This window comes from Streptomyces sp. NPDC014882, assembly GCF_043081325.1.
GTDB lineage: Bacteria > Actinomycetota > Actinomycetes > Streptomycetales > Streptomycetaceae > Streptomyces.
In genome coordinates this window covers 146971-172971 of sequence record NZ_JBIBWL010000007.1, presented here as the reverse complement: position 1 = coordinate 172971, position 26001 = coordinate 146971, and the positions used below count along the sequence as shown (strand labels likewise).

Below are 26001 nucleotides of genomic sequence, written 5' to 3'. Positions count from 1 at the left end.
GCCGCGCGGAGCCGCTACGGTCATGACCGCGCCCGACCCGAGCGCGGTCGGCAGCCGCCCCGGTGGCCGGCCGGCACCCGGCCCGGCAGGGCGCCGCTCCCGGCGGGCGGCGGTCGCCGGCACGCGGACGCGGCGAAGGGGCCTCCGGCACGAACACGGCCTGCTCCGAAGGGAGTACGGCGTAACGGTGCCGGTGCCGGCACCGGTTGTGGTTGCGGTGCCGGTGGCGGCCCGGCACCGCGTCCTGTCCGGGCCGACGGCGCGCGGGGCCGGACGCGGACCGTCCTCCCCCCTTCAGTAGGGTGCGCGCGTGACCGCACCCCAGGACGAGAAGCCGCCCTTCCTCTACGTCGTCGTCTGCGCCGCCGGCATCGCCGCGGACGTCGGGAAGCTGATCGCCGCCGCACAGGACAGGGGGTGGCGGGTGGGCGTGATCGCGACGCCCGTCGCCGCGAACGGCTTCTTCGACGTGGCCGCCGTCGAGGCACGCACCGGCCTGCCCGTGCGCTCGGCCTGGCGGCGGCCCGGCGAACCGCGGCCGTTCCCCGCCCCCGACGCGGTCGTCGTCGCCCCGGCCACCTTCAACACCGTCAACAAGTGGGCGGCCGGCATCGCCGACACCCTCGCCCTGGCCACCCTGTCCGAGGCGGCCGGCCTCGGCGTCCCCGTCGGCGTCCTGCCCTGCGTCAACGACGCGCTGGCCGGTCATCCCGCCTACCAGGAGAGCCTGATACGGCTGCGCGGGATGGGTGTCCGATTCGGATCTCCGCACGAGGGCGCGGAGGACGTCGAGGGCACGGAGTTCGGCTGGGAACGGGTGCTCGACCTGATCTCCTGAGCCGGCCGGTGGCCGGTCCGGCCGGCAGCCCACCGGCCGGCCCGACCACCGCCGGCGTCCCGGGCCGTCCGGCGCCCGCCGCGTCCGGTACGGAATGCGTCCCGCAATTACCTCCAGAAAAGGGACACCATTACAGCGGCCGCCGTGAATGGCGATCGCCATTGACAGTCTGTCAAAAGCATTGCCTCGGCGAGTAATGCGCGAAACCGCGGGATCACTTGTTCTGCCCGGCCCGCCTGTGCCAAGGTGGGGCCTCGTCGACGCGCGGAGATTTTTTCCCCGACCGTGCGCACGAGACACCCCCCGCCTTACCCCCCACACCCCCAAAGAGCCGTGCCCAGCGGTCGTTCGGGATGTCGAACGCTGTGCGCGAAGAGCCCCATCGGCAGGACAACGGGTTCGCGCACCCCTTGGTACGGACTTTATGCCGCATGTCCCCGGGAGGAATGCAGCCGTGAAAGACGCAGGCCTGTCGAAATTCCCTTCGGCGCGCCGCTTCGAGGTGACGGACGAACAACTGAGCGCCGAGCTGAAGGACTGGACGGGCGCCTCGCCCGCGTTGCACCCCGTCGGTGAACTGCTGGACCGGCACTGGGAGGCGGCCTTCGCCTACGCGCGGCTGTGCACCGACGGCGAGCGCGCGGCCGGCATGCTCACCACGGCGGCCTTCACCCGGCTCTTCGGCGAGACCCTGCGGCAGAACGGACCGACCTCCGCGTGGCGCCCCCACCTCCTGGTCACCGTGCGCCGCATCGCCGCGGAGTGGGACTCCGACGGCCGCCGGGACCTGCTCCACCCCGACCTGCGCGCCGCCGAGGACGACGGCGAACGACCGGCCGCCCGGCTGCTGCCGCCCGCGCACCGCCGGCTGCTGTCCCGGGCGTTCCAGCGGCTGCCCCAGTCCGCGCGCTGCCTGCTGTGGCACACCGAGATCGAGGCCGAACCCCTCGCCGTCCCGGCCGGACTGCTCGGCCTGGAGGCGGAGGCGGCCCGCGTCGAACTGCGCCGGTCCCGCGAACGGCTCCGCGAGGAATGCCTCCTGGGCCACCGCGAACTCGCCGTCGACGAGGACTGCCACCGCTACCACCGGCTTCTCGACGTCACCTGCCGCCGCGGCGGCGTCGACGTCGACCCCGACCTGCGCGCCCACCTCGGCCACTGCCGGCACTGCGCGCACACCGCCGACCAGTTGGGCCGGTTCGACGCGGGCCTCGGCACCGCCCTCGCCGAGGGCGTCCTCGGCTGGGCCGCGGACGCCTACCTGCGGGCCAGGACGGAACCCTCCGCCGACGCGCCCGTGGCAGCACCGCCCGTGCGGCAACTCGCCTCCGTCGGGGAGGCGTTCACCGAGGACGCGCCCGCCGCCGCGCCTCCCGCCACGTCCCCCGGAGGGGCGGGCGGAGGGGCGGCCGGCACGGGCGAGCGGACCGGGGCCCCGGCGCCGGGCACGGAACCGCACACCGCCGCCTCCGCCGCAGCCGCCGCAGTCTCCTCTTCCTCCTCCGGCTCTTCCTCCTCCGGCTCCGGCCGCGGCGCCCGTCCCGTCTCCCGCCGTTCGGCCCACCGGGCGGCCCGCCGGGCCCGGCGCCGCAACCTCTCCGTCGCCGTACTCACCGTCAGCGCAGTGGTCGTCCTCCCGCTCGTCCTGTGGTCGGCGCTGTCCGGCGGCTCCGGCGACTCCGCCTCCGGCGACGGCACGGCGGCCGTCCCGGCACCCGGCACGGACGCCTCCACCTCCGACCCGTCCTGGGCGGGCGCGGGCGAGGAGACCCAGGGCACCCTGCGCGGCCGCCTGCACAACGTCGCCTCGGGGCTGTGCATCGGCATCGTCGGCGTGAAGGCCGTCGAGGGCGCCGAGACCGAGCTGGCCACCTGCTCCTCGGACGCGGGCCAGCAGTGGTCGTACGAGGGCGACGGGCAGTTGCGCAACGCCGGCGACCCCGGTCTCTGCCTCGACTCCCGCCTCGGCTACTCGGTGCGGCTGGCCCCCTGTGCGGGTGCCTCGCAGCCCGATGCCAGGAGCCTCCGCTACGACTTCACCCTCCAGGGGACGCTCGTCCCGCGCTCCGACCAGAACCTCGCCCTGGCGCCCGCCGCCACCGACGGATCCGGCGCCCTCGTCCTGAAGAACCGCACGAACAGCGGCGCCCAGCGCTGGGTGATCGACACCTCGCGGCCGGACCCCCGGATGCAGGTCGTCCACTGGGGCGCCGACAGCGCCCCGGCCGACCCCCGGACCCCGCCTTCCGCCCCCGAGCCGTCGCGGCCCCCGGCCCCCACGACCGCCCCGAAGGCGGCCCCCACGACCGCCCCGGCCCCGAGCGCCACCTCCGTCCCCGTCCCCGGAGACACCGCCTGCGCCCACCCCTACGGGGCCTCCTGCCCGGACGGCGGCACCCCGGACGCCGGCTACGGCGGCCATGACCTCGGCGGTCACGGGTACGGAGGCTCCGGCCCGGACGGCCGCCGCTGACGGCACGGCCGGCCGGAGCACGTCCGGGCGGCGCGGTCGTGGACCGGGCCGGACACCGGGTCAGGGGCCGGTGCCGGGCGCGAGCACGGTGAGCCGTACCGAGGACGCGTTGCCCGCCACGGGAACCTTCCCGCCCGTCCACGGCACCCGTAGCGGGTCCCGCTCGTCGGGCGGGGTCACCACGAGCGTCGTGGGAGTCGCCGCCTCGGCCCCGCTGACCTCCGGGTTGGAGAACGTCAGCCCCGCCCACGCGCTGCGGCCCGGCGCCAGCGTCACGGTGACCGGCCCGGACCCCGGTTCCCGCCGGGGATCGGGGCCCAACTGCCTGCCGGCGGCGTCCAGGAAGGCGGCGCCGGGGTAGCCGCGCACGGTGCAGGTCCGGGCGGAGGCGTTGGTGAGGACGACGGGGAAGTTCTCCTGCCCGGCCCCCGGGTCGTTGCGTCCGACGGAAGCGCGCAGTTCCGAGGTGTGGCAGCGACCACCGGCGGCCGTCCGGGCGGGGGAGGGCGCGGTGGAGGCGGCGGCCGGCGCCGTGGACGTCCGCGCGGACGCCGCCGTCGACGGGGGCGGCGAGGGCGATGCCGGTGACGCCGGTGATGACGGCGACACGGACGACGAGGACGCGGGGGCGGAGGCGGACGCGGATCCCGTACCGTCCGCACCGCCTGTGCCGCAGGCGCCCAGCGACCCCAGCACCACCAGAACACCTGCCGCCGGCACGGCCCGGCGCCGTCCCCACCGCGACCGGCGCGCCGGGGACGGGCCCTTCGGGGACGGATGCTTCGGGGACGGGCCCTCCGGAAACGGGCCCTCCGGGGACGGATGCTTCGGAGACGGATGCTTCGGGTACGACCGGGCCGTGGACGGGCCCGCCGTGGACGGGCCTGCCGGAGGCGGACTCGCCGGGGACGAACCCGGCGGGGACGGGCGTGCCGGGTCCCCGGACGACCGGTCCGCATGAGCCAGAGCCGAATCTGCCATCGTCGCTCCACCCTCCGATGCCGCGTCACCCCGCTCCGGGTACCCGGGACGGATACTCGGGACGGGTGCCCGCCGGGGACACGGCCGACACGCCGCTCACCCGCCGGCCCGGCCGCCCTCAGTCCTCCCCGAGCAGTCCCAGCTCCGCCCAGATCGTCTTGCCCTCCGCGTTGTGCCGGCTGCCCCACCGCTGGGTGAGCTGGGCCACCAGCAGCAGTCCCCGGCCGCCCTCGTCGAAGGTCTTCGCCCGGCGCAGGTGCGGCGCGGTGTGGCTGGTGTCGGAGACCTCGCAGATCAGGGTGGCCGCATCGTGGATCAGCCGCAACCGGATGGGCTTGGCGCCGTACCGGATGGCGTTGGTGACCAGCTCGCTGACCACCAGCTCCGTCGTGAAGGAGTGCTCGCTCAGCTCCCAGCGCGCGAGCTGCTCGACCGCCTGCCGGCGGATCGGCGCCACGAGCGCGGGGTCCGCGGGAATGTCCCAGGTGGCGACCTGCGAGGAGGGCAGCCCGCGGGTGCGGGCGAGCAGCAGGGCCACGTCGTCGGAGGCCCCGCCCTGCGGCAGCAGGGCGTGCAGCACCCGGTCGCAGGTCTCGTCGAGGGAGCCCGAGTACGCGGCGAGGGTCTTGCTCAGCAGCCGGAGACCGGTGTCCGCGTCCCGCTCGCGGGACTCGATCAGCCCGTCCGTGTAGAAGGCCAGCACACTGCCCTCGGCCAGCTCCAGCTCGGCCGCCTCGAAGGGCAGTCCGCCGACGCCCAGCGCGGGACCGGCGGGCAGTTCGACCCGGCGCGGCTCCCCGCCCGGCCGCAGCAGCACCGGCGGGGGGTGCCCGGCCCGGGCGAGCGTGCAGCGTCGGGACACGGGGTCGTACACCGCGTAGAGGCAGCTCGCGCCCACCTCGCCCGGGTCGCCCTCGCCGCCGGCCTCCTCCGACAGCCGGACGACCAGGTCGTCGAGGTGGGTGAGCAGCTCCTCGGGGGCCAGGTCGATGTCGGCGAGGGTGCGCACGGCGGTCCGCAGCCGGCCCATCGTGGCGGAGGCCTGGACGCCCTGCCCGACCACGTCCCCGACGACCATGGCGACCCGCATCCCGGACAGCGGGATCACGTCGAACCAGTCGCCGCCCACCCCGGTGCGGGTGGCCGGCAGGTAGCGCGAGGCGGCGTGGACGGCGAGGGTGTCCGGCAGGGTCCGCGGCAGCAGGCTGCGCTGCAGGGCGAGGGCGGTGTCCCGCTCGCGGGAGTACCGGCGGGCGTTGTCGATGCAGACCGCGGCCCGGGCGGTGATCTCCTCGGCGAGCAGCACGTCGTCCGGGGTGAAGGGGTCCGGCCGCCGGTACCGGGTGAAGACCGCCACGCCGAGCGTCACGCCGCGGGCCTTCACGGGTACGGACAGCGTGGCGTGGACGCCGAACTCGCGGACCCGCTCACCGCGCAGGGGATCCCGGGCCGGCCAGGTGTCGAGCCCGCCCACGGAGGCGAGGACGGTGCGTCCCGCCAGCAGGGAGTCGGCCTGCGGCGATCCCGCCGGGTAGTCCTGGACCTCGCCGGGCTCGACCACGGCCACCGAGCCGCCGGGATCGACCCAGTGGTGAGCGGCACGGCGCAGGCCCAGCGGAGCGGTGAAGCGGACCGGGTGCTCCGCCTCCCCCCGCGGGTCCAGCAGGTCGACGCTGACGAAGTCGGCGAGCGCGGGCACGCAGACCTGGGCCAGCTCCTGCGCCGTCCGGGTGACGTCGAGGGTGCTGCCGATCCGCACGCTCGCCTCGTTGACCAGTTGCAGCCGCTCGCGGGCGAGGTGGTTCTCGGTGAAGTCGTGCGCGGCCAGGCACACCCCGCGCACGCGGCCCGCGGCGTCGGTGACCGGCGCGAACCTGGCCAGCCAGGCGTGCGCGCGCGCCTCGCCGCCGGTGCGCGTGTGGATCTGGACGTCCTTCGCCCGCCCGCCGGTGAGCACCCCGAGCATGTGCCCCTCCAGTTCCGCGCTCTGCGCCCGGCCGCCGATCTCGGAGACCCGCAGGCCCCTGACGCGCTCCTCGGGCAGCCCGATCACCTCGGCCATGGCGTCGTTGATCCGGGCCAGCCGCAGCCGCTCGTCGTAGACGGCGACGGCGCACGGTGACTGCGCCAGCGCCGCCGTGGCCAGAACGTCGTCGTGGGAGCCGGCGCCGGCCCGGGGGAGCGGGGTCACCACGAGCCAGGTGGCCGGGGCGCCGTCGCGGGGCGGGCGGTGGTGGGCGAGCACCCAGATCCGCACCGATCGGCCGTCCCGGTGGCGCAGCGCGAGCGTGCCGTCCCAGCGGGGGGCGGCCGCCGCGGGGAGACGCCCCTCGGCCAGCAGCTCGCCGGCGGGGCGTCCCACGACCTCGGCCGGGGCCCAGCCCAGCAGGGCTCGCGCACCCTCGTTCCACCCGACGACCGTGCCGGTGTCGTCGATGACCACCCGGGCCGTCGCGGCCTCGTCGAACGGGTACTCCGGGCTCATCGTCGCCACTCCATCGCGGGAACTCACAGTGAACGGGCGCGCCACGTCCGCTCCAGCGTAGGCCCTGTCGTGGCGTTCCCGCCCGCCCCGCGACGCCCTTCGACCGGTGGGACCGCCGGGCGGGCGACCCCGGAGGGCGGACCCCGGCGGGCGGGCCTCCGTCCGGACCGCGGCGCGCGTGATCACTTTCGAAGCCGTCCGGTCCGGACCGTTGACGGAGTGTCATGAGTGCAACAAACATGTCCTCCGACCGTCATTGGGAGCGCTCCCACCGTATCGTCGCCGAGCGCTCCCGCCCCTTCCGGAGGAGCTTCGGACGTGAAACGACGCAGAACCACCCTGCTGTCCCTGGCAGCCCTGCTGGGCACGGCCCTCACCGCGCTGCCCGTGCCGCAGGCCGGGGCCGAGGAGGTCGAGCAGGTCAAGAACGGCACCTTCGACGCCGGCGCCGACGCGTGGTGGTCCAGCAACGTCACCGCCGCCCCGTCGGAGGGCCGGCTGTGCGCTGACGTGCCGGGCGGCACCGTCAACCGCTGGGACTCCGCCGTCGGACAGGGCGGCATCAGCCTGGTCGCGGGGGAGACCTACCGGTTCTCCTTCAAGGCCTCCGGCGTGCCCGAGGGGCACGTGGTGCGGGCGATCGTCGGCCAGGCCGTGGCGCCGTACGACACCTGGCAGGAGGCGAGCCCGGTGCTCACCGAATCGGCCGGGTCGTACTCCTACACCTTCACCTCGCAGGTCGACTCCGCCGAGGGCCAGGTGGCCTTCCAGGTCGGCGGCAGCGCCGATCCGTGGCGGTTCTGCCTCGACGACGTGTCCCTGCTGGGCGGAGTGCCGCCGGAGGTGTACGAGCCGGACACCGGGCCGCGGGTGCGCGTCAACCAGGTCGGCTACCTGCCCGCCGGCCCGAAGAACGCCACCGTCGTCACCGACGCCACCGGGAAGCTGCCCTGGGAGCTGAGGAACGCCGGCGGCGCGGCCGTCGCGCGCGGCTGGACCGTGCCCCGCGGCCTCGACGCCTCCTCCGGACAGCACGTCCACTCCGTCGACTTCGGCGCCTACCGCACCCGCGGCACCGGCTTCACCCTGGTCGTCGACGGCGAGACCAGCCACCCCTTCGACATCGGCACGGCCGCCTACGAACGGCTGCGCCTGGACGCCGTCAAGTACTACTACCCGCAGCGCAGCGGCATCGCGATCCGCGACGACCTGCGGCCCGGCTACGGCAGGGCCGCGGGTCACCTCGGCGTCGCCCCCAACCAGGGCGACACCTCCGTACCGTGCCAGCCGGGCGTGTGCGACTACACCCTCGACGTCTCCGGCGGCTGGTACGACGCCGGCGACCACGGCAAGTACGTCGTGAACGGCGGCATCGCCACCTGGGAGCTGCTCAGCACCCACGAACGCGCCCTGACGGCCCGCACCGGCGACCCGGCGAAGCTCGGCGACGGCACCCTCGCGCTCCCCGAGAGCGGCAACAAGGTGCCGGACGTCCTCGACGAGGCCCGCTGGGAACTGGAGTTCCTGCTGAGGATGCAGGTGCCGGACGGCCGGCCGCTGGCCGGCATGGCGCACCACAAGGTCCACGACGAGCAGTGGACCGGCCTGCCGATGCTGCCGAGCGACGACCCGCAGAAGCGCGAACTGCACCCGCCGACCACCGCCGCGACCCTGAACCTGGCCGCGACCGCCGCCCAGGCGGCCCGCCTGTACAAGCCCTACGACAAGGCCTTCGCCGCCCGCGCGCTGAGCGCCGCCCGCAAGGCCTGGACGGCCGCCCTCGCCCACCCCGCCGTGTACGCCGACCCGGCCGACGGCACCGGCGGCGGCGCCTACAACGACGACGACGTCACCGACGAGTTCTACTGGGCGGCCGCCGAGCTGTATCTCACCACCGGTGAGCGGCAGTTCTCCGACCACGTCCTGAACTCCCCGGCGCACACGGCCGACGTCTTCGTCCCCCGGGGCTTCGACTGGTCCCGGACCGCCGCCGCGGCCCGCCTCGACCTCGCGACCGTCCCCAGCCGCCTGCCCGGCCGCGACAAGGTGCGCCGCTCGGTCGTCAAGGGCGCGGACGCCTACCTCGCGACCCTGCGCGGCCAGGCGTACGGGATGCCGTACGCGCCGGAGGACAACCGCTACGACTGGGGCTCCGCCCACCAGGTCCTCAACAACGCCGTGGTCGTCGCCACCGCCTACGACATCACCGGCGCCTCGAAGTACCGCGACGGAGCCGTCCAGGCGATGGACAACATCCTCGGCCGCAACGCGCTGAACATCTCCTACGTCACCGGCTACGGCGACGTCGCCGCCCACCGGCAGCACAGCCGCTGGTACGCCAACCAGCTCGACCCCCAGCTGCCGAGCCCCCCGGCCGGCACGCTCGCGGGCGGCCCGAACTCCAGCATCCAGGACCCCCTCGCCCAGGCGAAACTGAAGGACTGCGTCGGGCAGTTCTGCTACATCGACGACATCCAGTCCTGGTCGACGAACGAGACGGCGATCAACTGGAACGCCGCCCTGGCTCGGATGGCCTCCTTCGTGGCCGACCAGGGGTAGCGGCCGGGCGGCGGCCGGCGAGAGGGGCCGCCGCCCGACCGCCGGTGGCCGAACGGTGTCCGAAACTGCCCGGAAACGATCGGCGGCAGGATCGCTCGGGCACCGTTCGGTACCGCCTTCCCCTCAGTGTGACCAGGGGATATTTACGAGCAAGTACCCGAGCGGTACCGTGAGGGACATGCCAGCCCTCAACGTGGAATTCAGCGATCGCGAGCTGGAGGACCTGCGGCAGATCGCCAAGGAGCGCGGTACGTCGATGAAGGCGCTCGTCCGGGAGGCCGCCGCCGCCGACATAGCCAGGCACCGGGCGCTCCAGGAGGGGGCGAAGGCCTTCCGCAGGTTCTTCGCCACCCACGCCGACGAGTTCGCCGCGGCGTTCCCCGACGACGAGGCGCCCGTCCGGGGCGAGGGACGGGTCGCCTGACCGATGACACCCGTCATCCACATCGACGTGCCCTGGCTGCTCCAGCGCCACGAAGAGGTCCTGCCGGACCAGCCGACCGTCAACGACTTCTCCGCGCTCGTCGCCGCCGTCGCCCGCCACCGGGTCGACCCGCCGCGGCTCGGCGTGGACTCCGACCCGGCCTGGCGGGCCGCCGCGCTGCTGCACACCCTCGCGCTGCTCAGGCCCCTGCCCTCGGCCAACGCCCGCTTCGCCAGCGCGACGGCGGTGGCCTACATGTTCGTCAGCGGCGTCGGCATCGACCCGCCCTACGGCGCCCTCGTCGACCTGACCCGCGACCTGATCGACGGCAGGACCGACGTCTACGGCGCGGCCGACCGGCTGCGGTCCTGGCAGATCTGAGGAAGGGCCCGGGGGCCTCCCGGGCGGGCGGCCGTCTCGCGCGAGGAGAACCGCCGCCGGCCCGCGCGTGGCCGCCGGGGAACGGCCGCTCCCCGTCCACCGCGCGCCGCGTCCACCGCGCGCCGCGTCCACCGCGCGCCGCGTCCACCGCGCGCCGCGCACGCCGCGCGCGCCGGGACCGCGTGCGCCCGCCTCCCGCGGATCGCGGGGATCTGACGGACCGCACGGGACCCGGGCGGCGCGCGGCGGAGGGGAGATCAGGAACAGGCGGAAGCGGGACGCAACGGGCGCCGCCTGTCGACATCTTTTCAACAGCGGCCGGGAAGCCCCGGCGGCTTGTTGTGCGCGACTCGGTTGTGCGAAGGTGAGCCACTCGTGCGGGGGCCGGGGCCGGGCGCCCCGTGTTCGCCGGCGGAGGCGGACACGTGCTCCCGCCGCGCCGGACAGGTACGTACCGAAGGAAGCCGCACCGTGCTCACCCCCCAGCCCCCTCGCCCGCCCTACCCCCCGCCCGGCTCGGGACCCGGGGAATCCGACGAGTCCCTCGCCGCGGGGACCCGCGGGGGGACGGACGCCGAGGTGGCCCAGTCCACCGCGATGCTCATCGCGCGGCACTGGCAGCCGGTGCACGACTACGCGGTGATCTGCCTCGCCTCGTCCACCGGCGCCGCCTCCATGGTCACCACCGCCGCCTTCCACCAGGTCCTCGACCGCCTGAAGCTGGGCGAGCCCGGCACCGCGCTGCGGCCCCGCCTGCTGGTCACCGTGCGCGACACCGTCCGCCTGTGGGCCGCCGACGAGTCGCTCTCCGCGTCCCTGCCCGACCTCGGCAAGCCGGCCGGCGCCCGGGGGATGAAGGCCGCCACGTCCCCGACCCCCGAGAACCGGCTGCTCGCGGCACGCGCCTTCGAAGGCCTGCCCCCGGTCGCCCGCTGCGTGCTCTGGCACGTCGAGGTCGAGGCCGAACGCGTCACCGTCGCCGCCGGCCTGCTCGGCATGGACACCGACACCGTGACCTCCGTGCACGAACAGGCCCGGGAGAAGCTGCGCGAGGGCTGCGTCCGCGCCCACCGGGAACTCGCGCCCGGCAAGGAGTGCCGGTTCTACAACCGTCTCCTCGACGTCCCCATAGGCCGCGGCGGCGACCTCCTGCCGGACGTCCGCCGCCATCTGGACGCCTGCCGCTACTGCCGTGCCGCGGCGGAACAACTCGGCCACTTCGAGGGCGACCTGGGCATCCTGCTCGCCGAGGCGGTCCTCGGCTGGGGAGCCCGCCGCTACGTCGAGTCCCGGCCCGGCCGCGCCGGCCGGCAGTCCGTGCGCCTGCGCGGCTCCGCCCGGCACCGCGGCGGCCGCCCCCGCGGCACGCGCCGCGCCGCGGGGCTGTTCACCCGCCTCCCCGCGCCCGGCCGCCGCCGCGAGCCCGGCGGCGGCCCGCGCTCCCCGCGAGCCCTGTACACGGGTGTGGGCCTCGCCGGGGCCGGTCTGCTCACCACCCTGCTCGCCGCCGGCCTGTGGACCGACGACGGCACCGCCGGCCCGGCCGCCTTCCCGGCGGGCGGCACGGCCTCCTCCGGCACCGGGTCCCGGGCCACCCCGACGGTTCCCCCGGCTCCCGACACCGCCCGGCTCCCCGACGCCCCGCGGCAGACCCGGCTGCGCGACCTCGCCGCCGACCTGTGCCTGGACGTCCGGGGCGAGGCCAGGGCGGGCGCCGCGCTGGAACTGGCGGACTGCTCGGACGACCGGTCCCAGCAGTGGTCGTACGAGGAGGACGGGCAGCTGCGCAGCCTGGCCGAACCGCGGCTGTGCGCGGACTCCCACGCGGACGCCGGCGTCGTCATCCTGGAGGCGTGCACGGGCACCGACACCCCGCGCGCCCGCGACGTCCGCTACGACCTCACGCCGCGCGGGGAACTGCTGCCCCGCTGGAGCGACTCCCTCGCCCTCGCCGGGGCCGGCGCGGACCCCGGCGCGGACGTCGTCGTCAAGGTCCGCGACCGCTCCGACGGACAGCGCTGGCAGACCGACGCGATACCGGCCGCCACCGGCTCGCTGTCGATCACCGGCACCGAGCCGCCCGCGGCGCGGCCCGTCGAACTGCCGGACCACACCGCCTGAACGACGCGTCCGCCGGGCCGACGGCCGTCACCCGGTGTCCTCCTCCAGGTCCGCCGGTCCGGCGGTCGCCGGGCCGGCGTGACCGGACAGGGCCGGCGTGAGGTCCGGTTCGGCGAGCAGGCGGCGGATCACGTGCTCCACGCCGGACTGTCCGTCCAGGCCGAGGCCGTAGACGTACGGCCGCCCGCGCCGCCCCTCGTCGTCGAGCCGCGCTCCACGGCGACCATGGCGGCCGGTGGCGGCGGAGCGGACGACGGCCCGGAGGCCGCCGGACAGGGCCCGGCGGGCCGGCCGCCGCGGTCCCGGGAGGAGGCGCGCCGGTCCGCGGGCGAATGTTTCCGGACGATTGCCGAGCCTACGGAAACCGGACACCCGGGCCGGTGAAGGGATCATGAAGCGCTTGCCCGGGCGGTTGGAACGTTCGAACTCCGTTACTTCGCGCCACTGATTCAATACGCAAGGTTACCGAAAGGCGTGGGGTCGATGTGAGTTCCGGCGGCGGAGTCGGCAGACTCGCGCTCGCCGCGTTCGGCACCGACCGAGTCGGACCGGCACACCTCGAAACGAGCGGAAGGATGCACACAATGCGGAACACCGCGCGCTGGGCAGCGACCCTCGGCCTCACGGCCACCGCAGTCTGCGGACCCCTCACCGGGTCCGCGCTCGCCGCTCCGGCCGCCCCGGCCTCGCTCTACGCCCCGTCGGCCCTGGTGCTGACCCTCGGGCACGGAGAGAGCGCCGCCGCCGTCAGCCCGGCCCGTGCCGTCACCCTCACCTGTGCGCCGGGCCCCTCGGGCAGCCACCCCGCCCCGGCCGCGGCCTGCGCCGAACTGCGGACGGCGGGCGGCGACCTCGAGCTGCTGGCCGGCCCGGGTGACGCCTGGTGCACCAGGCAGTACGACCCGGTGGTCGTCACGGTCGACGGCGTGTGGCAGGGCAAGCGCGTCTCCTACGAGCGCACCTTCTCCAACGAGTGCGTGAAGAACTCCTCCGGGAGTGCTCTCTTCGCGTTCTGAGACCGGGGTCGCGTGGCTCCGTGGGCAACGAGAACGGCTCGTGACGTGGGGAGTGCGAGCCACTGACACGGACAACCACGGCGATCCCGCGACCAGGGGCCGGCCGGGCGGAGTGGGGCCGCCCGCCGGCCCCTGGCACATGCGCGCACGACGCCCCGCGGAGCGGAGCGGACCGGCCGGAATCGGCCGGGACCGGGCTGGTCCCGGCCCGGATCAGGCCGGATCAGGCTGGCTCAGGCCCGGTCGCGGTGGCTCGTGTCGCACCACGGATAGCGGCGGCTGCGCCGGCAGGTGCACAGGGCCACCCGGAAGCGGTCGGAGACGACGGTGGAGCCGTCCTCCAGCTCCACCTCGACGGGCCCCTCGACGAGCAGGGGCCCCTTGCGCTGCACGCTGAGCCGGCACGGCCGCTCAGCGGGGGAGTTCGGCACGGACGACCACCAGTTCCTCGTTGTTCTCGTCACCGGACAGCAGGCCCCGCCGCCGCAGCCACTCCTCCCGGGAGCGCAGGACCGGCCCGAACGGAATGCGCCGCCTGCGGGTCACGGACGCCTTCAGGTCCGCCGCGCGCAGATGCCGGACGGTCCGGTCCGGATCGCTCAGCGCGGAGTGCACCATCAGCAGCACCCCGCCCGGCCGCAGCAGCGCCGGCGCCTCGCGGCAGATCCGGTCCAGCAGCAGCCGGCCGTCGCCGCCCGCGTCCCAGGCCCGGGCCGGTCCGCGCGGCGCGCGGCCGCCGGTCGGAGCGGGTACGTACGGCGGATTGGCGAGGACCAGGTCGAAGGTCCGCCCCCGCACCGGTTCGAAGAGGTTCCCGCGCAGCACGCGCACCGGCAGCCCGGCCCGCCGCGCGTTCCAGCGGGCGGCGTACACCGCTCGCCGGGACACGTCGACGGCGGTCACGCGGGTCCCGAGCCGCGCCGCCTCCAGGGCCAGCGCACCGGAGCCGGTACCGACGTCGAGGACGTCCGAGCCCGGCGACAGAGGTTCTTCGGACAGCGCCCCGGCCAGCAGGTCGGTGTCCTCCTGAGGGGCGTACACGCCCGGAAGTACCAGCGGATTCACGCCCGCCGAGTACCCCGGCAATCAAGAAACATGAGCCGTTCCGGACGGGAGGGGGGTGCGCAGCGAGGAACGGCCGGCGCGCCAGGAGGCGAGCAGCCGTGCGGCCAGCCGGTCCTCCAGCAAGGTGGTCACGCCGACGCCGAACGCCACGTCGGCGGCGAGGTGCGGCTCCTCCTCCAGCAGCCCGCCGATCACGTCGTGCCGTACGACCTGCTCGTGGACCGCGTCGGCCTCGACGTGCTCGTCGTAGAAGTGCTCGGCGGCCGGGCCGGCGTCCGCGCGGCGCATCGCCTCCGCGAGCCGCCGGGAACCCGGCGAGGAGGTGATCTCCACCGTCGCGAAGTGACCGATCAGCGCGCCGCGCAGAGAACGGTGCAGGCCGAGCAGCGACATGACGTTCACCGTGGCCAGCGTCTCGGCGCATGCGGCGTCCAGGTAGCGGCCGTACGCGGTGTCCAGGCCGAGGTCCGTCATCAGGTCCGCGAACAGCCGCGCGTGCACCCGGTCGGGGCGGCCGCCGCCGTACTCGTCGAACTCCACCGCCGCCATCCCCGCCTTGGCGCGCCCCCACAGCCTCGGCAGCACCCAGGCGTGCGGGTCGGCCTCCTTGAGGTGGTAGAGGGAACGCTGGGCCGCGTACTCGCGCAGCTGCCACAACTCGCCCTCGTCGCGCAGGAAGTGGGAGACCCCGCCGCCGTCCACCGGCTCGACGAGCAGTTCCGCGACCGCGTCCTCGACGCTGTCGTGGACCGGCGTGTCGGCGCGCAGGGCGGTCAGGAAGCGGTCCTCGAGCGCGGCGCGCAGCCGCAGCAGGCCGGGGTCCCACTCCAGGTCGGCGTCCACCCCGCCGAAGCCGCGGTAGTGCAGCTCGTAGCAGAGGTAGAGGGCCAGCTGGAGGTCGTCACCGTACGCGGGCGCGGCCGCCGCCGCGTCGGCGGGCGGCAGGGGGCCCGCACCCAGCAGGTACTCCCGGACAGCCGTGGAGAGGGGGCCGCGGGCGGCGGGCAGCCGTGGTCCTTCGTGTGCCATGGGCGCCGGGTACCCTCCCGGCCGCCGGTCATCCGCCCGGTCCGTCCCCCGGTCCGTCTCCCGGGCCGTCCCCCGGGTCCGTCCCCTGGTCCGTCCCCCGGGCCGGACCGGGCCCGTCGGGCGGGCCCGGCGGGCCGGGGGACGGCGGCCGAGCCGCCCTGCCGGCTTCCTCCGGGGCGTCGTCCGGCGGCTCCCGGCCGGTGGCTCCCGGCCGGGCGGCTCCGGCCCGGTGGCCGTCAGTCCCCCCGGGACTCCTCCTGGGCCCGGGTGTTCGGGGTGACGGCCTCGGAGGCCTCGCCGCGGCCGCGGCGGGCCGCCTGCTCCTCGTCGGTGCGGCGTTCGGCCTCCTCGATCTCCCGCATCACCTCTTCGAGCGCGGTCCGGGGCGGGTCCCGCCGGTCCTCGCCGGCGTCCCGCTCCTCGTGCGCGTGCCGGTCCCCGGGGTGCTTGGCGTTCTCCGACATGGGCGGTTCCCTTCTTCTCGTCCTCTCGGATGCCGGGCCTCCGCCGCCGCGCGGCGCCCGGCCGGGTCCGGTCAGTTCGCGGCGGCCGCGACCCGCAGGGGCACCGGCTGCGCGGGTTCCGACTCCTCGGAGAGCCGGATCACCTCCGCCCACCAGGACGAGCCGTCCTCGATGTGCCGCAGCATGATGCCCTCGCGGATCGCCCACGGGCAGACGGTGACCGTCCTCAGGCCGATCAGCTTCATCGCCGTGTGCCCGACCACCGCCCCGGCCAGGCTCTGCGCGGCGCGCGGGGCGGAGATGCCGGGCAGTTCGGCGCGGGCGGCGACCGGCAGCCGGGCCAGCCGGACCACCGCCTCGCCCAGGTCGGCGGAGTCCAGCGTGCGGGCGACGAACGGGCCGTGGCGGCCGGGCGGCGCCCCGCACAACCGGGCCAGCTGCTGGAACGTGCGGGAGGTGACCACCGCGGTGCGCGGCCCCTCCCAGCGGATCCGGGCGGCCACGTCCCGGAGCTGGTGGCGGACCTTGCGGCGCAGCTCGCGCACCCGGTGCGGGGGCGGCGGGTCCTGGTCCGGGAAGAACTCGTGGGTCAGCCGTCCGGCCCCCAGCGGCAGCGACGCCACGAAGTCCGGCAGCCGGCCCCGCCCGAACGCCACCTCGAAGGAGCCGCCGCCGATGTCCATCAGCGCGAGCGGCCCCGCCCGCCAGCCCATCCAGCGCCGCGCCCCGAGGAACGTCAGCTCGGCCTCCACCTCGCCCGGCAGGGTGCACAGCGGGACACCGCCGCGCGCGGTGACCGTGCGCAGCACCTCCTGCCGGTTCGGGGCGTTGCGCACCATGGCGGTCGCGAAGGCCAGCGGGCTCGTCGCGCCCCAGCGGGCCGCCGTACGGTTCGCGGCGTCGACCGCGTCGACCAGGTGCGCGATCGCCTCGTCGGGTATGGGTTCACCCGGCCTGACCCGTTCGGACAGCCGCAGCCGCCACTTCGCCGTGTGCACCGGCAGCGGAACGCCGTCCTGCGCGTCCGCCACCACCAGCCGCACGGCGTTGGATCCCACGTCCAGCACGCTGATTCTCATGGCGGGGCGAGTACCCGGCGCAACCGCTCCCTACGTCACGCCGCGGTGGCCGACTTGCTCACACGGGCGCCGCCGCCTCAGGCGAGCTGCCGCCGCACCAGCTCGCGCAGCCGGCCGCCGGGGTCCGCGAGCAGCTGCGACGGCGGGCCCTCCTCGACGACCCTGCCGTCCTCCATGACCACGATCCGGTCGGCGTCCAGCACCGTCGACAGACGGTGGGCGATGACGACGCGGGTGGCGTCGAGCCCCCGGGTGCTGTCGATGACCGTGCGCTGGGTCTCGTTGTCCAGGGCGCTGGTGGCCTCGTCGAGGAAGAGGATCCGCGGCCGCCGGATCAGCGCCTGGGCGATCATCAGCCGCTGGCGCTGACCGCCCGAGACCGAGCCGCTGCCCGAGACGATCGTGTGCAGCCCCATCGGCATCCGCCCGATGTCCTCCGCGAGCCCCGCCATCGCCGCCGCCGCCATCGCCTCCTCGGGCGTGTACGACCCGGTGCCGCAGATGACGTCCAGGACCGAGCCGGTGAACGGCTGGGCGTGCTGGAGCACCACCCCGCACTGCCGGCGCACGGCCGACCGGTCGAGGGCCGCCAGGTCCTGCCCGTCGTACAGCACGCTGCCCGAGAGCGGGCGGTCGAAGCCGATGAGCAGGCGCAGCAGGGTGGACTTGCCGCAGCCGCTGGGGCCGACGACCGCCACGAACTCGCCCGGCCGCACCGCGAAGGACACGTCGTCCAGGACCAGGGGGCCGTCGTCGGAGTAGCGGAACGACAGCCGGCGGGCCTCCACCGCGCCGGACAGCGGGCCCGGCCGGGCGCCGGCCGCCCGCACCTCCGGGGCGGCCTCCAGCACCGGGCGGATCTCCTCGAACAGCGGCAGCGCGGCCACCGCCGACACGAACGCGCCGGTCAGCGAGGTCACCGAGGTGAGGAGCATCGTCATCGACGTGTGGAAGGTGAGGAAGTCCGCCGCCGACAGCGCGCCGCGCGCCGGACCGGCCAGCAGCATGAACATCAGCAGCGAGCACAGCGGCAGGTGGACCGCGCCGAGCACCGTGCCGAGGTTCCTGATCCGGCCGAGCCGCTGCTGGAGTTCGCGGCTGCGGGCGAACTCGCCGGCCCAGGCGGCGTAGGCGTAGTTCTCGGCGGCCGCGATCCGCAGCTTCGGCAGTCCCCGCAGGGTCTGGAACGCCTGGTTGTTCAGCTTGTTGGAGAGCGTGACCAGCCTGCGCTGCCAGCGCACCTGCCACAGCCCGAGTCCCAGGAAGACGGCCGCGACGACGGTGAGCATGCCGATCGCGGCCAGTGCCAGCGGGACGCTGTACCAGAGGAGCAGGCCCAGGTTCACGGCGCCGACGGTGACGGACTGGACGACCGACGGGCCGAGGCCCGCCAGCAGCCCGCGGATCGCGCTGATCCCCATGGCCGCGCTCGCCAGCTCGCCCGTGGAGCGCTCGGCGAAGAACCTCGTCGGCAGCCGCAGCAGCCTGTCCCACACGGCCGGCTGGAGCGTGGCCTCGACGCGGCCCTCCAGCCGCAGGATCGTCGTGTTCTGCAGCAGCATGAACGCCGCCGCGACCACGCCGCCGATCAGCACGGCCAGGCAGGCCTGCTCGATCAGCGCCGGCTGGGCCCTCGGCACGTACTGGCCGAGCACCTTGCCGGTGGCGACGGGCACCAGCGCGCCGACCGCCACCGTCACGAGCCCGCCGAGCAGCAGGTTCGCCAGGTCGCGGCCGGTGTCCCGCATGCTGAACCGCAGCAGTCCGAGCGGGCCGAGCCGCCGCTCGGGCAGCGGGCGGTAGAACATGACGGCCCGCGGCGCGAACTCGGCCGCGTTGGCCTTCTCCACCGGTGTCTCGCGGCCGGTCGCGGGGTGGACGGCGACGTAACCGCCGCGCCGCCACAGCAGGGCGACCGGCGCCCCCGACAGCGCCCGGTGGCCGACCAGCGGGCCGACGTCGTCACGCCACCAGCGCCGGTCCAGCCGTACGGCCCGGGTGCGCACGCGGGAGGCGAGCGCGATCCGCTCGACCGGGTCGAGGCGGTCGTCGCCGGCGCCCGCGCGGGCCGGTTCCACCAGGGCGATGCCGGCCGCCCGCGCGACCAGCCGGCAGGCGGCGAACGTGGCGTCCGCGTCGGCGGCCGTCGCGCGCGGCCCCGCCTTCCCGCCGATCGACGCCAGCAGGGTCCGGTCGGCCTGCGCGCGCACCGCCTCACCGGCCCTGAAACCGGCCGCCGTGCGGGTCTCGTGGGTGTGCTCCAGCTGCTCGATCCAGCGGTCCAGGGCGGTCAGCAGGCGGTGCTGCTGGTCGACCACCGACCGCCACAGGGCCGGGTCCATCAGCAGGTCGGCGGCGGCCTCCGCTCCGTACTCCGAGCCGTACCGGACGCTGCCGGGCGGCACCTGCATCCAGAACACCTCGTCGTCGTCCCGCGTGCCCGTGCGCGTCCGCGCGGCGGCGCCCCCGTCCTCCCCGGCCCGCCCGTCGGCCGTCGGCGCCTGGAAGAGGACGGCCAGTCCGCGGCCGACGCCGAGGGCGAAGGCGTACTCCAGGGGGCTCGACGCGGGCGGTGCGTGCAGGGGGTTGCCGTACTCGTCACAGGACCAGGTCAGGGGGCCGGCGGGCCGGTACAGCTCGCGCAGGGCGATCCGGTGGACCACGCAGCCGCGCAGCGGGCGGGCCACCAGCGTGTGCCGGGGGCCGGCGACCGGGCCGAGCAGCAGCGCGCCCGCCTCCAGCCGGCCCAGGTGGTGCCAGTGGCCCTGCTGCTCGGCGTCCACCGCGAACAGGTCCAGCGCGCCGGCGGCGACCAGCCACAGCACCTGCGGACCCTCCAGACCGAGCCGGCCGGTCCCTGTGCAGTCCACCCGCGTGCCCGCGTGCCCCAACGCCGACAGGACGACGTCGCCCTCGGACACTGCCGTCATCTCATCGCTCCCTGACCAGTGCCGCGTACGCCCCGCCGCGTGCGAGGAGGTCCTCGTGCCGTCCGCGCTCCACGACCGTGCCGTGCGCGAGGACGACGATCTCGTCGCTGTCGCGGACCGTGCTGAGCCGGTGGGCGATCACCACGCAGGCGCAGCCGCGCCGGCGCAGGTTGTCCATGACGACCTGCTCGGTCTCCGCGTCCAGCGCGCTGGTCACCTCGTCCAGCACCAGGATGCTGGGCCGGCGCACCAACGCCCGTGCGATCTCCAGGCGTTGGCGCTGCCCGCCGGAGAAGTTGCGGCCGTCCTGCTCGACCCGGCCGTGGATGCCGCCGGGCCGCCGCACGACGACGTCGTACAGGGCGGCGTCCCGCAGCGCTTCCACCACCGCGTCGTCGGGGATCGAGGGGTCCCACAGCGCCACGTTGTCGCGGACCGTGCCCTCGAAGAGGAACACCTCCTGGTCGACGAAGGAGACCGAGGCGGCGAGCGCCTCGCGCGGGATGTCCTCCAGGCGCCGCCCGTCGATGCGGATCACGCCCTCCCACGGCGCGTACAGCCCCGAGATCAGCCGGGACACCGTCGACTTGCCGCTGCCCGAGCCGCCCACGAGCGCCACCTGCTGCCCCGGCCCGACGCGCAGGTCGAAGCCGGTCAGCAGCGGCTCGTCCAGCGGGCTGTAGCCGAAGCCGACGTCCTCCAGCTCGACGTGGCCGCGCAGCCGGCGGGTGGAGTCGCCGCCGGAGCGGCGGTCGTAGAGCGGGTCGGCCCGGAAGTCCTCCACGTCCTTCAGCCGGGCCACGTCCGCCGCGAAGTCCTGGAGGCGTCCCGCCACGCCGTTGAGGCGGGTCAGGGGAGCGCTGAAGCGGGCGACCAGCGACTGGAAGGCGACCAGCAGGCCCACCGAGACGGCGCCCTCGATCGCCCGCATCCCGCCGATCCACAGGATCAGCGCGCTGTTGACGGTCGCGAGCGTCGGCGCGACCACGCCCAGCCAGGCGCTCGGCACGCCGAGCCGCTGCCGCTCCTCCAGCGTGGTGGCGTGCTGCCCCGCCCACTTGCGGAAGTAGCCGTCCTCGCCGCCGGTCGCCTTCATGGTCTCGATCAACTGGAGCCCGGTGTAAGCGGTGTTGGTCAGCCGCGCGTGGTCCGCCCGCAGCTTCGCCGTGCGCGTCGCGCGGAGCCGGATCACCACCCGCATGGCGACCAGGTTCAGCAGGGCCACGCCGACGCCGACGAACGCCAGCTCGGGGTCGTAGGCGCAGAGCAGGACCGCGTACAGGACGACGACCACCGCGTCCACGCCCGCCGACGCGAGGTCGCGGGCCAGGGTCTCGGCCACCGCGTCGTTCGACTGGAGGCGCTGCACCAGGTCGGCCGGGCTGCGCTGGGAGAAGAAGGTGACCGGCAGCCGCAGCAGATGGCGCAGGAAGCGGGCGCTGGACAGGGTCGAGGAGACGATCCTGCCGTGGTGCAGGTTGGCCTGCTGCAGCCAGGTCAGCGCGACGGTGAGCAGCACGCACGCGCCCATGGACGCGAACAGCGCCTCCAGCAGCGAGGTCCGGCCGCCGATCAGGAACGTGTCGATCCAGGTCCGGCTCAACGCCGGGACGGCCGCGCCCACGGCGACCAGCAGCAGGCTCGCCAGCACGGCGGCCGGCAGGGTGCCCGCGGTGCCGCGCAGCCGGGCCGGCACCGCGCCCAGCACCCCCGGCCGGCGCCCGCCGCGCTCGAAGCCCTCGCCGGGCTCCAGCACCAGGACCACACCGGTGAAGCTGCCGTCGAAGTCGTCCATCGGCACGAACCGGCGGCCCTTGCCGGGGTCGTTGACGAAGACGCCCCGGCGGCCGAAGCGGCGGCCCAGGCCTTCGTAGACGACGTAGTGGTTGAACTCCCAGAAGAGGATCGCGGGCGCTCGCACCCCGGCGAGAGCCGCCAGGTCCATCTGCATGCCCTTGGCGGTGAGGCCGTAACCGCGCGCTGCCTTCAGCAGGTTGCTCGCGCGCGAGCCGTCCCGCGACACCCCGCACGCGATGCGCAGCTCCTCCAGCGGGACGTGCCGGCCGTAGTGGCCGAGGACCATGGCGAGGGAGGCGGCACCGCACTCCACGGCCTCCATCTGGAGCACGGTGGGGGTGCGGACGGTCTTCATCCGGCCGGCGGGGACCGGCCGCCGGGGCGGCGCGGCCCGCCGTCTGCCGCGGGTACCGGTCGCGGTCAAGGAAGCAGCCAATCGAGGGGGCGCTGGTCGGCCAGCCGGATCGAGGCGGTGGCCAGGGTCATGGAGGTGAGCGTGTACGGCGGTCCGTCCGCGGACGACCACCGGTAGCCGCTCGGCGTCGCGGGGGACACGTCGAGACGGACCAGGACCGCCACCGGACGGCCCTCCTTCGTGAACTGCTCGCCCAGCCGGCCGTCGCCGAGGAAGGCGGCGATCTGCCGCGCCGAACGCGCCGCGCGGTCCACCGACTTCACGTGGCCGCGCAGCACGCCGTACCGCTGGGCCGGCACGGTCTGCACGGTCAGGTCCACGGCCGCGTCCGCGGGGACGGAGCCCGCGTTCTCCGCGGGGAGGTACACCGTGGCGTACAGCGGGGCGTCCGCGTCCGGGACCTTCTCCACAGCGGCGACGTCCGCGCCGGTCACGACGATCTGCCCGAGGGCGGCGGCGAGGGCGGTGATCCGGCCCGCGGCGACCGTGCGCACCACGGTCTCGCCGTCGGCCGTCCGCACCTTCAGCACGGGGGAGCCGGCGGGCAGTTGCTCGCCCTCCTCCGCGAGGACCGCGGTGACCTGGCCGGCGGCGGGGCTCTGGAGGACGTAGCTGCCCTCGCCGTGGGTGAGGACGGCGGGCGCGCTCACCGTGGAGACGACCGAACCGGTCACCGCCCACACGGACGCGGCGGCCATGACGGCCACGGTCACGCAGAGCACCAGCCGGCCCTGGGGGCGGGCGAGGCGCACCGGCAGGTCGAGCTCCTCCGGCGACCGGAGCTTGGTGAGGGCCTGTTGGCGGAACTGCACGGGTCTTCCCTCGGGGGTTCACGGCACCGGCTCGGGGGTTCACGGCACCGGCTCGGGGCGGCACGGCGACCGGTTCGAGGTGGTGCGGCGGCCGGTTCGGGGCGGTGCGCCGACCGGTTCGGGGCGGTGCGGCACCGAGGAGTCCCGGAACCGGGTGCCGGCTCCGGGACTCAGGGGGTCACGAGACGGCGATCAGAGACCGGCGACCAGGTTGGTGACCGGGGCGGCGCTCAGGCCGGTCGTGCCCTCCACGGTGCCGACGACGGTGTCGACCAGGCCGGAGACCGGGGCGATGCCGTCCACCAGACCGGTGACGGTGCCGACGGCGTTCACGGACAGGCCGCCGGAGACGTTGTCGAGGTCGGCGTCGGCGATCTCGGCGGTCTGGACCTGGGAGGTGGGGTTCATGGGGGAACTTCCCTTCGTATGGATGTCTCACAAGGGGGGAGCGGCCCCCTCCGGTGACAGATGACGGCCGCGGCCGCGGGCGCCGGAGGCCCGTCTCCACGGACCCCGGCGGACCCGGCGGTGCGATGGATCAAAGCAGGTCCGCCGTCGGCGCATCCAATCAATCACCGCTCTCACCAAGGCACTTGCGTCACAACGGCGTCACAGCGTGCAGGTGCGGCCACCCCTTGTCGGCGACTTCTTCACAGCCGCGGCCGGGATCGCTCCGGCGAGGGGCGCACACCTTCGCGGCGAATCCGGCACACCCGTCCCAATGCCGCAGCGGGGCCTGCGTGGTTGTGCAGAAGCTCCGTCTCCCGTGACCCGCTTGGGCAATCGGTGTGCAGATTCCCCGAAGCGGGGATTCCGCTTCCGGGCCGGTGCGTTCCGTCAACGGACGGTCACCTTCGGTGTCATCCCAGGAGGGCGTAGACGGTGCTCGCCCGCGCGGCCAGCTCACCGGACCGCTCGGCCGTCATGGTGACGTCCGCGAACGCCATCCGGCGGCCCAGCTTCGTGAGGACCGCGTGGATCAGGACGTCCGAACCGGCCACCGCGCGCTGGAAGGACGTCGACTGCTGCACCGTCGTCATCGGCACGAAGGCCCCCCGGGCCGCCGAGACGGCGATCACCGTCGCGGTGTCGGCGGCCGCCATCAGCGCCTGCCCCGACAACCCGCCGCCCTCCCGGGCCAACTCCGCCGACCAGGGCAGACGCAGCGTCGCCCGGTCGTCCCCCAGGGCCGCCACGGACAGCCCCAGCGCGCGCACCCAGGGGGCGAAGCAGTCGGAAAGGATCTTGTCGGCTTCGGTGGTCTTCATCGTCATATGGGCGATTGTTCCCCGCACGGCGGTCCCGGACTCCGGTCGTGGCCGATTCGCGGGTTCGCAAAGGAAGTCGGCAAACCGCGTTGAACGCACCGCGCGCCTCCCGCGTACCCATCGTCAACCAGGCGCCGCCGTAAGGAGCTGCCGCCCCCCGGCAGCCGGACCCCGTCCCCCCAGGAGGTCGAGTCTCTTGAGTCACCAGCGAATTCCGAAGCGCAAGACCGCGATGGCGTTGGGCGGTGTCGCGGCGCTCGGAGCGGCGGCACTCCTGCTCCCGCACGCCAACGCCTCCCAGGACGGCGGCGGCACGGCCGCCGCGGCGCCGAAGACCCTGAAGGCCGCGGACGCCTCGGACCTCGCCACCCGGCTGCGGAACCTGCTCGGCGAAGCCTTCGCGGGCTCGTACTACGACACCGGCAGCAAGCGGCTCGTCGTCAACGTCGCCGACGTCTCCGGCGACCGGAACGACGTCGTCGTCCGGGCCGAGAAGGCCGGCGCGCAGATACGCGAGGTCGAGAACAGCACCGCCGAACTCGAGGCCGCCGCCAAGACCCTCAAGGCCGACGCGACCATCCCGGGCACCGCCTGGGCGGTCGACCCGCGCACCAACAAGATCCTCGTCACCGCCGACTCCACGGTCACCGGCGGCAAGTGGGACCGGCTGGAGTCGACCGTCCGCGGCCTCGGCGACGGCACGGCCACCCTCAGGAAGTCGGCCGGCGCCTTCCGGACCTTCGCCTCGGGCGGCGACGCCATCTTCGCCGGCGGCGCGCGCTGCTCGCTCGGCTTCAACGTCACCGCGGGAGACGGCTCCCCGGCCTTCCTGACGGCCGGTCACTGCGGGGTCGCGGCCGAGGCCTGGTCCGACTCCGCGGCCGGTGAGCCCATCGCCACCGTCGACCAGGCGGTCTTCCCCGGCGCCGGCGACTTCGCGCTCGTGAAGTACGACGACCCGGCCACGGTCGCCCCCAGCGAGGTGAATCTCGGCCGGCAGACCGTCCAGATCTCGCAGGCCGCCGACGCGACCGTCGGCACCCAGGTCTTCCGGATGGGCAGCACCACCGGTCTCGCCGACGGACAGGTCCTCGGCCTCGACGCCACCGTCAACTACCCCGAGGGCACCGTCACGGGCCTCGTCCAGACCGACGTGTGCGCCGAACCCGGCGACAGCGGCGGCTCGCTGTTCACCCAGGACGGCCTCGCGATCGGCCTGACCTCCGGCGGCAGCGGCGACTGCACGGCCGGCGGCGAGACCTTCTTCCAGCCGGTGACCACCGCCCTGGAGGCGGTCGGCGCGACCCTCGGCGACGGCGGGGCCGGCCAGGGGGTCGGCGCCGATGACGGCGTCGGCGGCGAGGAGGCCGGTGCGGGGGCCGGAGCGGGCGACGGCGCCGGCGCGGGTGCGGGTGCCGGTGAGGAGGCCGGCGCCGGTGCCGGCGGGGAGGCCGGGCAGGAAGCGGGCGGCCAGGGAGCCGGTGGTGACGCCGGTGCCGATGCGGGTGCCGGTGCCGAGGAGCAGGGCGGCGCCGTCCAGGACGACTCCGGGTTGACCGGGACCCACTGACGCACGGTCCGACCCGTTCGGGACGTGTCCGGCGATCCGCGCCGGACCGGCGCGGCGTCCGATGCCGGGAGCCCTCCCCACGCCGTTCGGGCGGTGGGGGAGGACGCAAGGCGGAGGGCCGCCCGCGTACGGGACGCGCTCAGGTGACCCACGACGCGGCGAGGCACCGTGCCGGGCGTCGCGCGCCCGGCGGGAACCGTCGGACACGCCCTGCCCCGGCACCACCGTCCGGACGCCTCCACCGGTCCGGTCGGGACCACGGTCCGGCCCTCCGACGGGAGGGCCGGACCGTCG

General features: G+C 75.2%; 20 protein-coding genes and 1 pseudogene. 8 read left to right on the top strand and 13 right to left on the bottom strand.

Going from position 1 to position 26001, the window contains the following annotated elements:
- The first annotated feature begins 310 nt into the window (after positions 1-310).
- The gene (locus ACF09K_RS18510) at positions 311-838 is read left to right on the top strand and encodes a flavoprotein (protein ID WP_392244792.1); all 528 of its coding nucleotides are present in this window, start codon (positions 311-313) and stop codon (positions 836-838) included.
- A gap of 454 nt (positions 839-1292) precedes the next feature.
- Positions 1293-3311 (top strand): ricin-type beta-trefoil lectin domain protein, encoded by a 2019-nt coding sequence (locus ACF09K_RS18505; protein WP_392244790.1) that lies wholly within the window; start codon positions 1293-1295, stop codon positions 3309-3311.
- A 60-nt stretch (positions 3312-3371) separates the two neighbouring features.
- Here ACF09K_RS18505 and ACF09K_RS18500 read toward each other — a convergent pair whose 3' ends face one another.
- Together ACF09K_RS18500 and ACF09K_RS18495 are read right to left on the bottom strand one after the other, a co-directional pair.
- Positions 3372-4013: a DUF4232 domain-containing protein gene (locus ACF09K_RS18500; RefSeq protein ID WP_392245095.1), complete on the bottom strand. Its 642-nt coding sequence runs from the start codon at positions 4011-4013 to the stop codon at positions 3372-3374.
- 397 nt (positions 4014-4410) lie between these two features.
- Positions 4411-6777: a SpoIIE family protein phosphatase gene (locus ACF09K_RS18495; RefSeq protein ID WP_392244788.1), complete on the bottom strand. Its 2367-nt coding sequence runs from the start codon at positions 6775-6777 to the stop codon at positions 4411-4413.
- Positions 6778-7095: 318 nt separating this feature from the next.
- Here ACF09K_RS18495 and ACF09K_RS18490 point away from each other — a divergent pair, with 318 nt between their 5' ends.
- The 4 genes from ACF09K_RS18490 (at position 7096) to ACF09K_RS18475 (ending at position 12262) form a co-directional block, all read left to right on the top strand.
- Positions 7096-9336, top strand: coding sequence for a glycoside hydrolase family 9 protein (locus tag ACF09K_RS18490; protein ID WP_392244786.1), 2241 nt, complete (start codon positions 7096-7098; stop codon positions 9334-9336).
- 178 nt (positions 9337-9514) lie between these two features.
- Positions 9515-9760, top strand: a complete 246-nt coding sequence (locus ACF09K_RS18485; RefSeq protein ID WP_392244785.1) for a hypothetical protein — start codon at positions 9515-9517, stop codon at positions 9758-9760.
- Positions 9761-9763: 3 nt separating this feature from the next.
- A complete protein-coding gene (locus ACF09K_RS18480; RefSeq protein ID WP_392244783.1) occupies positions 9764-10141 on the top strand; it encodes a toxin Doc in 378 nt (125 codons plus the stop codon).
- Positions 10142-10612: 471 nt separating this feature from the next.
- Positions 10613-12262, top strand: a complete 1650-nt coding sequence (locus ACF09K_RS18475) for a ricin-type beta-trefoil lectin domain protein (RefSeq protein ID WP_392244781.1) — start codon at positions 10613-10615, stop codon at positions 12260-12262.
- A gap of 27 nt (positions 12263-12289) precedes the next feature.
- On the opposite strand, the pseudogene ACF09K_RS18470 reads toward ACF09K_RS18475, so the two are convergent.
- Positions 12290-12448, bottom strand: a pseudogene (locus ACF09K_RS18470) (alpha-hydroxy-acid oxidizing protein); the annotation flags it as partial.
- 398 nt (positions 12449-12846) lie between these two features.
- On the opposite strand from ACF09K_RS18470, the gene ACF09K_RS18465 reads away from it, so the two are divergent.
- On the top strand, positions 12847-13278 hold the full coding sequence (locus tag ACF09K_RS18465) for a protease inhibitor (protein ID WP_392244779.1): 432 nt from the start codon (positions 12847-12849) through the stop codon (positions 13276-13278).
- Between the two features lie 233 nt (positions 13279-13511).
- On the opposite strand, the gene ACF09K_RS18460 is transcribed toward ACF09K_RS18465, so the two are convergent.
- The 10 genes from ACF09K_RS18460 to ACF09K_RS18415 all read right to left on the bottom strand — a co-directional run bounded on the left by ACF09K_RS18460 (position 13512) and on the right by ACF09K_RS18415 (position 24143).
- Positions 13512-13709 (bottom strand): CDGSH iron-sulfur domain-containing protein, encoded by a 198-nt coding sequence (locus ACF09K_RS18460; protein ID WP_392244777.1) that lies wholly within the window; start codon positions 13707-13709, stop codon positions 13512-13514.
- Complete coding sequence (locus tag ACF09K_RS18455; protein WP_392244775.1) at positions 13690-14319, bottom strand: HemK2/MTQ2 family protein methyltransferase; 630 nt, start codon at positions 14317-14319, stop codon at positions 13690-13692. Before ACF09K_RS18455 ends, ACF09K_RS18460 begins: the two co-directional genes overlap by 20 nt.
- A 45-nt stretch (positions 14320-14364) precedes the next feature.
- Positions 14365-15372, bottom strand: a complete 1008-nt coding sequence (locus tag ACF09K_RS18450; protein WP_392244773.1) for an iron-containing redox enzyme family protein — start codon at positions 15370-15372, stop codon at positions 14365-14367.
- Positions 15373-15608: 236 nt separating this feature from the next.
- A complete protein-coding gene (locus tag ACF09K_RS18445; RefSeq protein ID WP_392244771.1) occupies positions 15609-15836 on the bottom strand; it encodes a hypothetical protein in 228 nt (75 codons plus the stop codon).
- A 71-nt stretch (positions 15837-15907) separates the two neighbouring features.
- Positions 15908-16915, bottom strand: a complete 1008-nt coding sequence (locus ACF09K_RS18440) for a Ppx/GppA family phosphatase (protein ID WP_392244769.1) — start codon at positions 16913-16915, stop codon at positions 15908-15910.
- A 77-nt stretch (positions 16916-16992) separates the two neighbouring features.
- The gene (locus tag ACF09K_RS18435; protein ID WP_392244767.1) at positions 16993-19845 is read right to left on the bottom strand and encodes an NHLP bacteriocin export ABC transporter permease/ATPase subunit; all 2853 of its coding nucleotides are present in this window, start codon (positions 19843-19845) and stop codon (positions 16993-16995) included.
- A 1-nt stretch (position 19846) separates the two neighbouring features.
- Entirely contained in the window at positions 19847-21997 is a 2151-nt protein-coding gene (locus tag ACF09K_RS18430; protein ID WP_392245093.1) for an NHLP family bacteriocin export ABC transporter peptidase/permease/ATPase subunit, read from the bottom strand.
- Positions 21998-22062: 65 nt separating this feature from the next.
- Positions 22063-22869 carry an HlyD family efflux transporter periplasmic adaptor subunit gene (locus ACF09K_RS18425; RefSeq protein ID WP_392244764.1) on the bottom strand — a complete coding sequence of 269 codons (807 nt, stop codon included), beginning with the start codon at positions 22867-22869 and terminating at the stop codon, positions 22063-22065.
- Between the two features lie 192 nt (positions 22870-23061).
- A complete protein-coding gene (locus tag ACF09K_RS18420; protein ID WP_392244762.1) occupies positions 23062-23277 on the bottom strand; it encodes a type A2 lantipeptide in 216 nt (71 codons plus the stop codon).
- A gap of 452 nt (positions 23278-23729) precedes the next feature.
- Positions 23730-24143, bottom strand: coding sequence for a PaaI family thioesterase (locus ACF09K_RS18415; RefSeq protein ID WP_392244760.1), 414 nt, complete (start codon positions 24141-24143; stop codon positions 23730-23732).
- Positions 24144-24333: 190 nt separating this feature from the next.
- Here ACF09K_RS18415 and ACF09K_RS18410 point away from each other — a divergent pair, with 190 nt between their 5' ends.
- On the top strand, positions 24334-25707 hold the full coding sequence (locus tag ACF09K_RS18410) for a S1 family peptidase (protein WP_392244758.1): 1374 nt from the start codon (positions 24334-24336) through the stop codon (positions 25705-25707).
- The last annotated feature ends 294 nt before the right edge of the window (positions 25708-26001 follow it).

Bases quoted from the DNA above. Each gene is read 5' to 3' on its own strand.
- ACF09K_RS18495 (WP_392244788.1), bottom strand. From the start codon at position 6,777: ATGAGCCCGGAGTACCCGTTCGACGAGGCCGCGACGGCCCGGGTGGTC.
- ACF09K_RS18445 (WP_392244771.1), bottom strand. From the start codon at position 15,836: ATGTCGGAGAACGCCAAGCACCCCGGGGACCGGCACGCGCACGAGGAG.
- ACF09K_RS18485 (WP_392244785.1), top strand. From the start codon at position 9,515: ATGCCAGCCCTCAACGTGGAATTCAGCGATCGCGAGCTGGAGGACCTG.
- ACF09K_RS18465 (WP_392244779.1), top strand. From the start codon at position 12,847: ATGCGGAACACCGCGCGCTGGGCAGCGACCCTCGGCCTCACGGCCACC.
- ACF09K_RS18415 (WP_392244760.1), bottom strand. From the start codon at position 24,143: ATGACGATGAAGACCACCGAAGCCGACAAGATCCTTTCCGACTGCTTC.
- ACF09K_RS18480 (WP_392244783.1), top strand. From the start codon at position 9,764: ATGACACCCGTCATCCACATCGACGTGCCCTGGCTGCTCCAGCGCCAC.
- ACF09K_RS18440 (WP_392244769.1), bottom strand. From the start codon at position 16,915: ATGAGAATCAGCGTGCTGGACGTGGGATCCAACGCCGTGCGGCTGGTG.
- ACF09K_RS18450 (WP_392244773.1), bottom strand. From the start codon at position 15,372: ATGGCACACGAAGGACCACGGCTGCCCGCCGCCCGCGGCCCCCTCTCC.
- ACF09K_RS18435 (WP_392244767.1), bottom strand. From the start codon at position 19,845: ATGACGGCAGTGTCCGAGGGCGACGTCGTCCTGTCGGCGTTGGGGCAC.
- ACF09K_RS18430 (WP_392245093.1), bottom strand. From the start codon at position 21,997: ATGAAGACCGTCCGCACCCCCACCGTGCTCCAGATGGAGGCCGTGGAG.
- ACF09K_RS18420 (WP_392244762.1), bottom strand. From the start codon at position 23,277: ATGAACCCCACCTCCCAGGTCCAGACCGCCGAGATCGCCGACGCCGAC.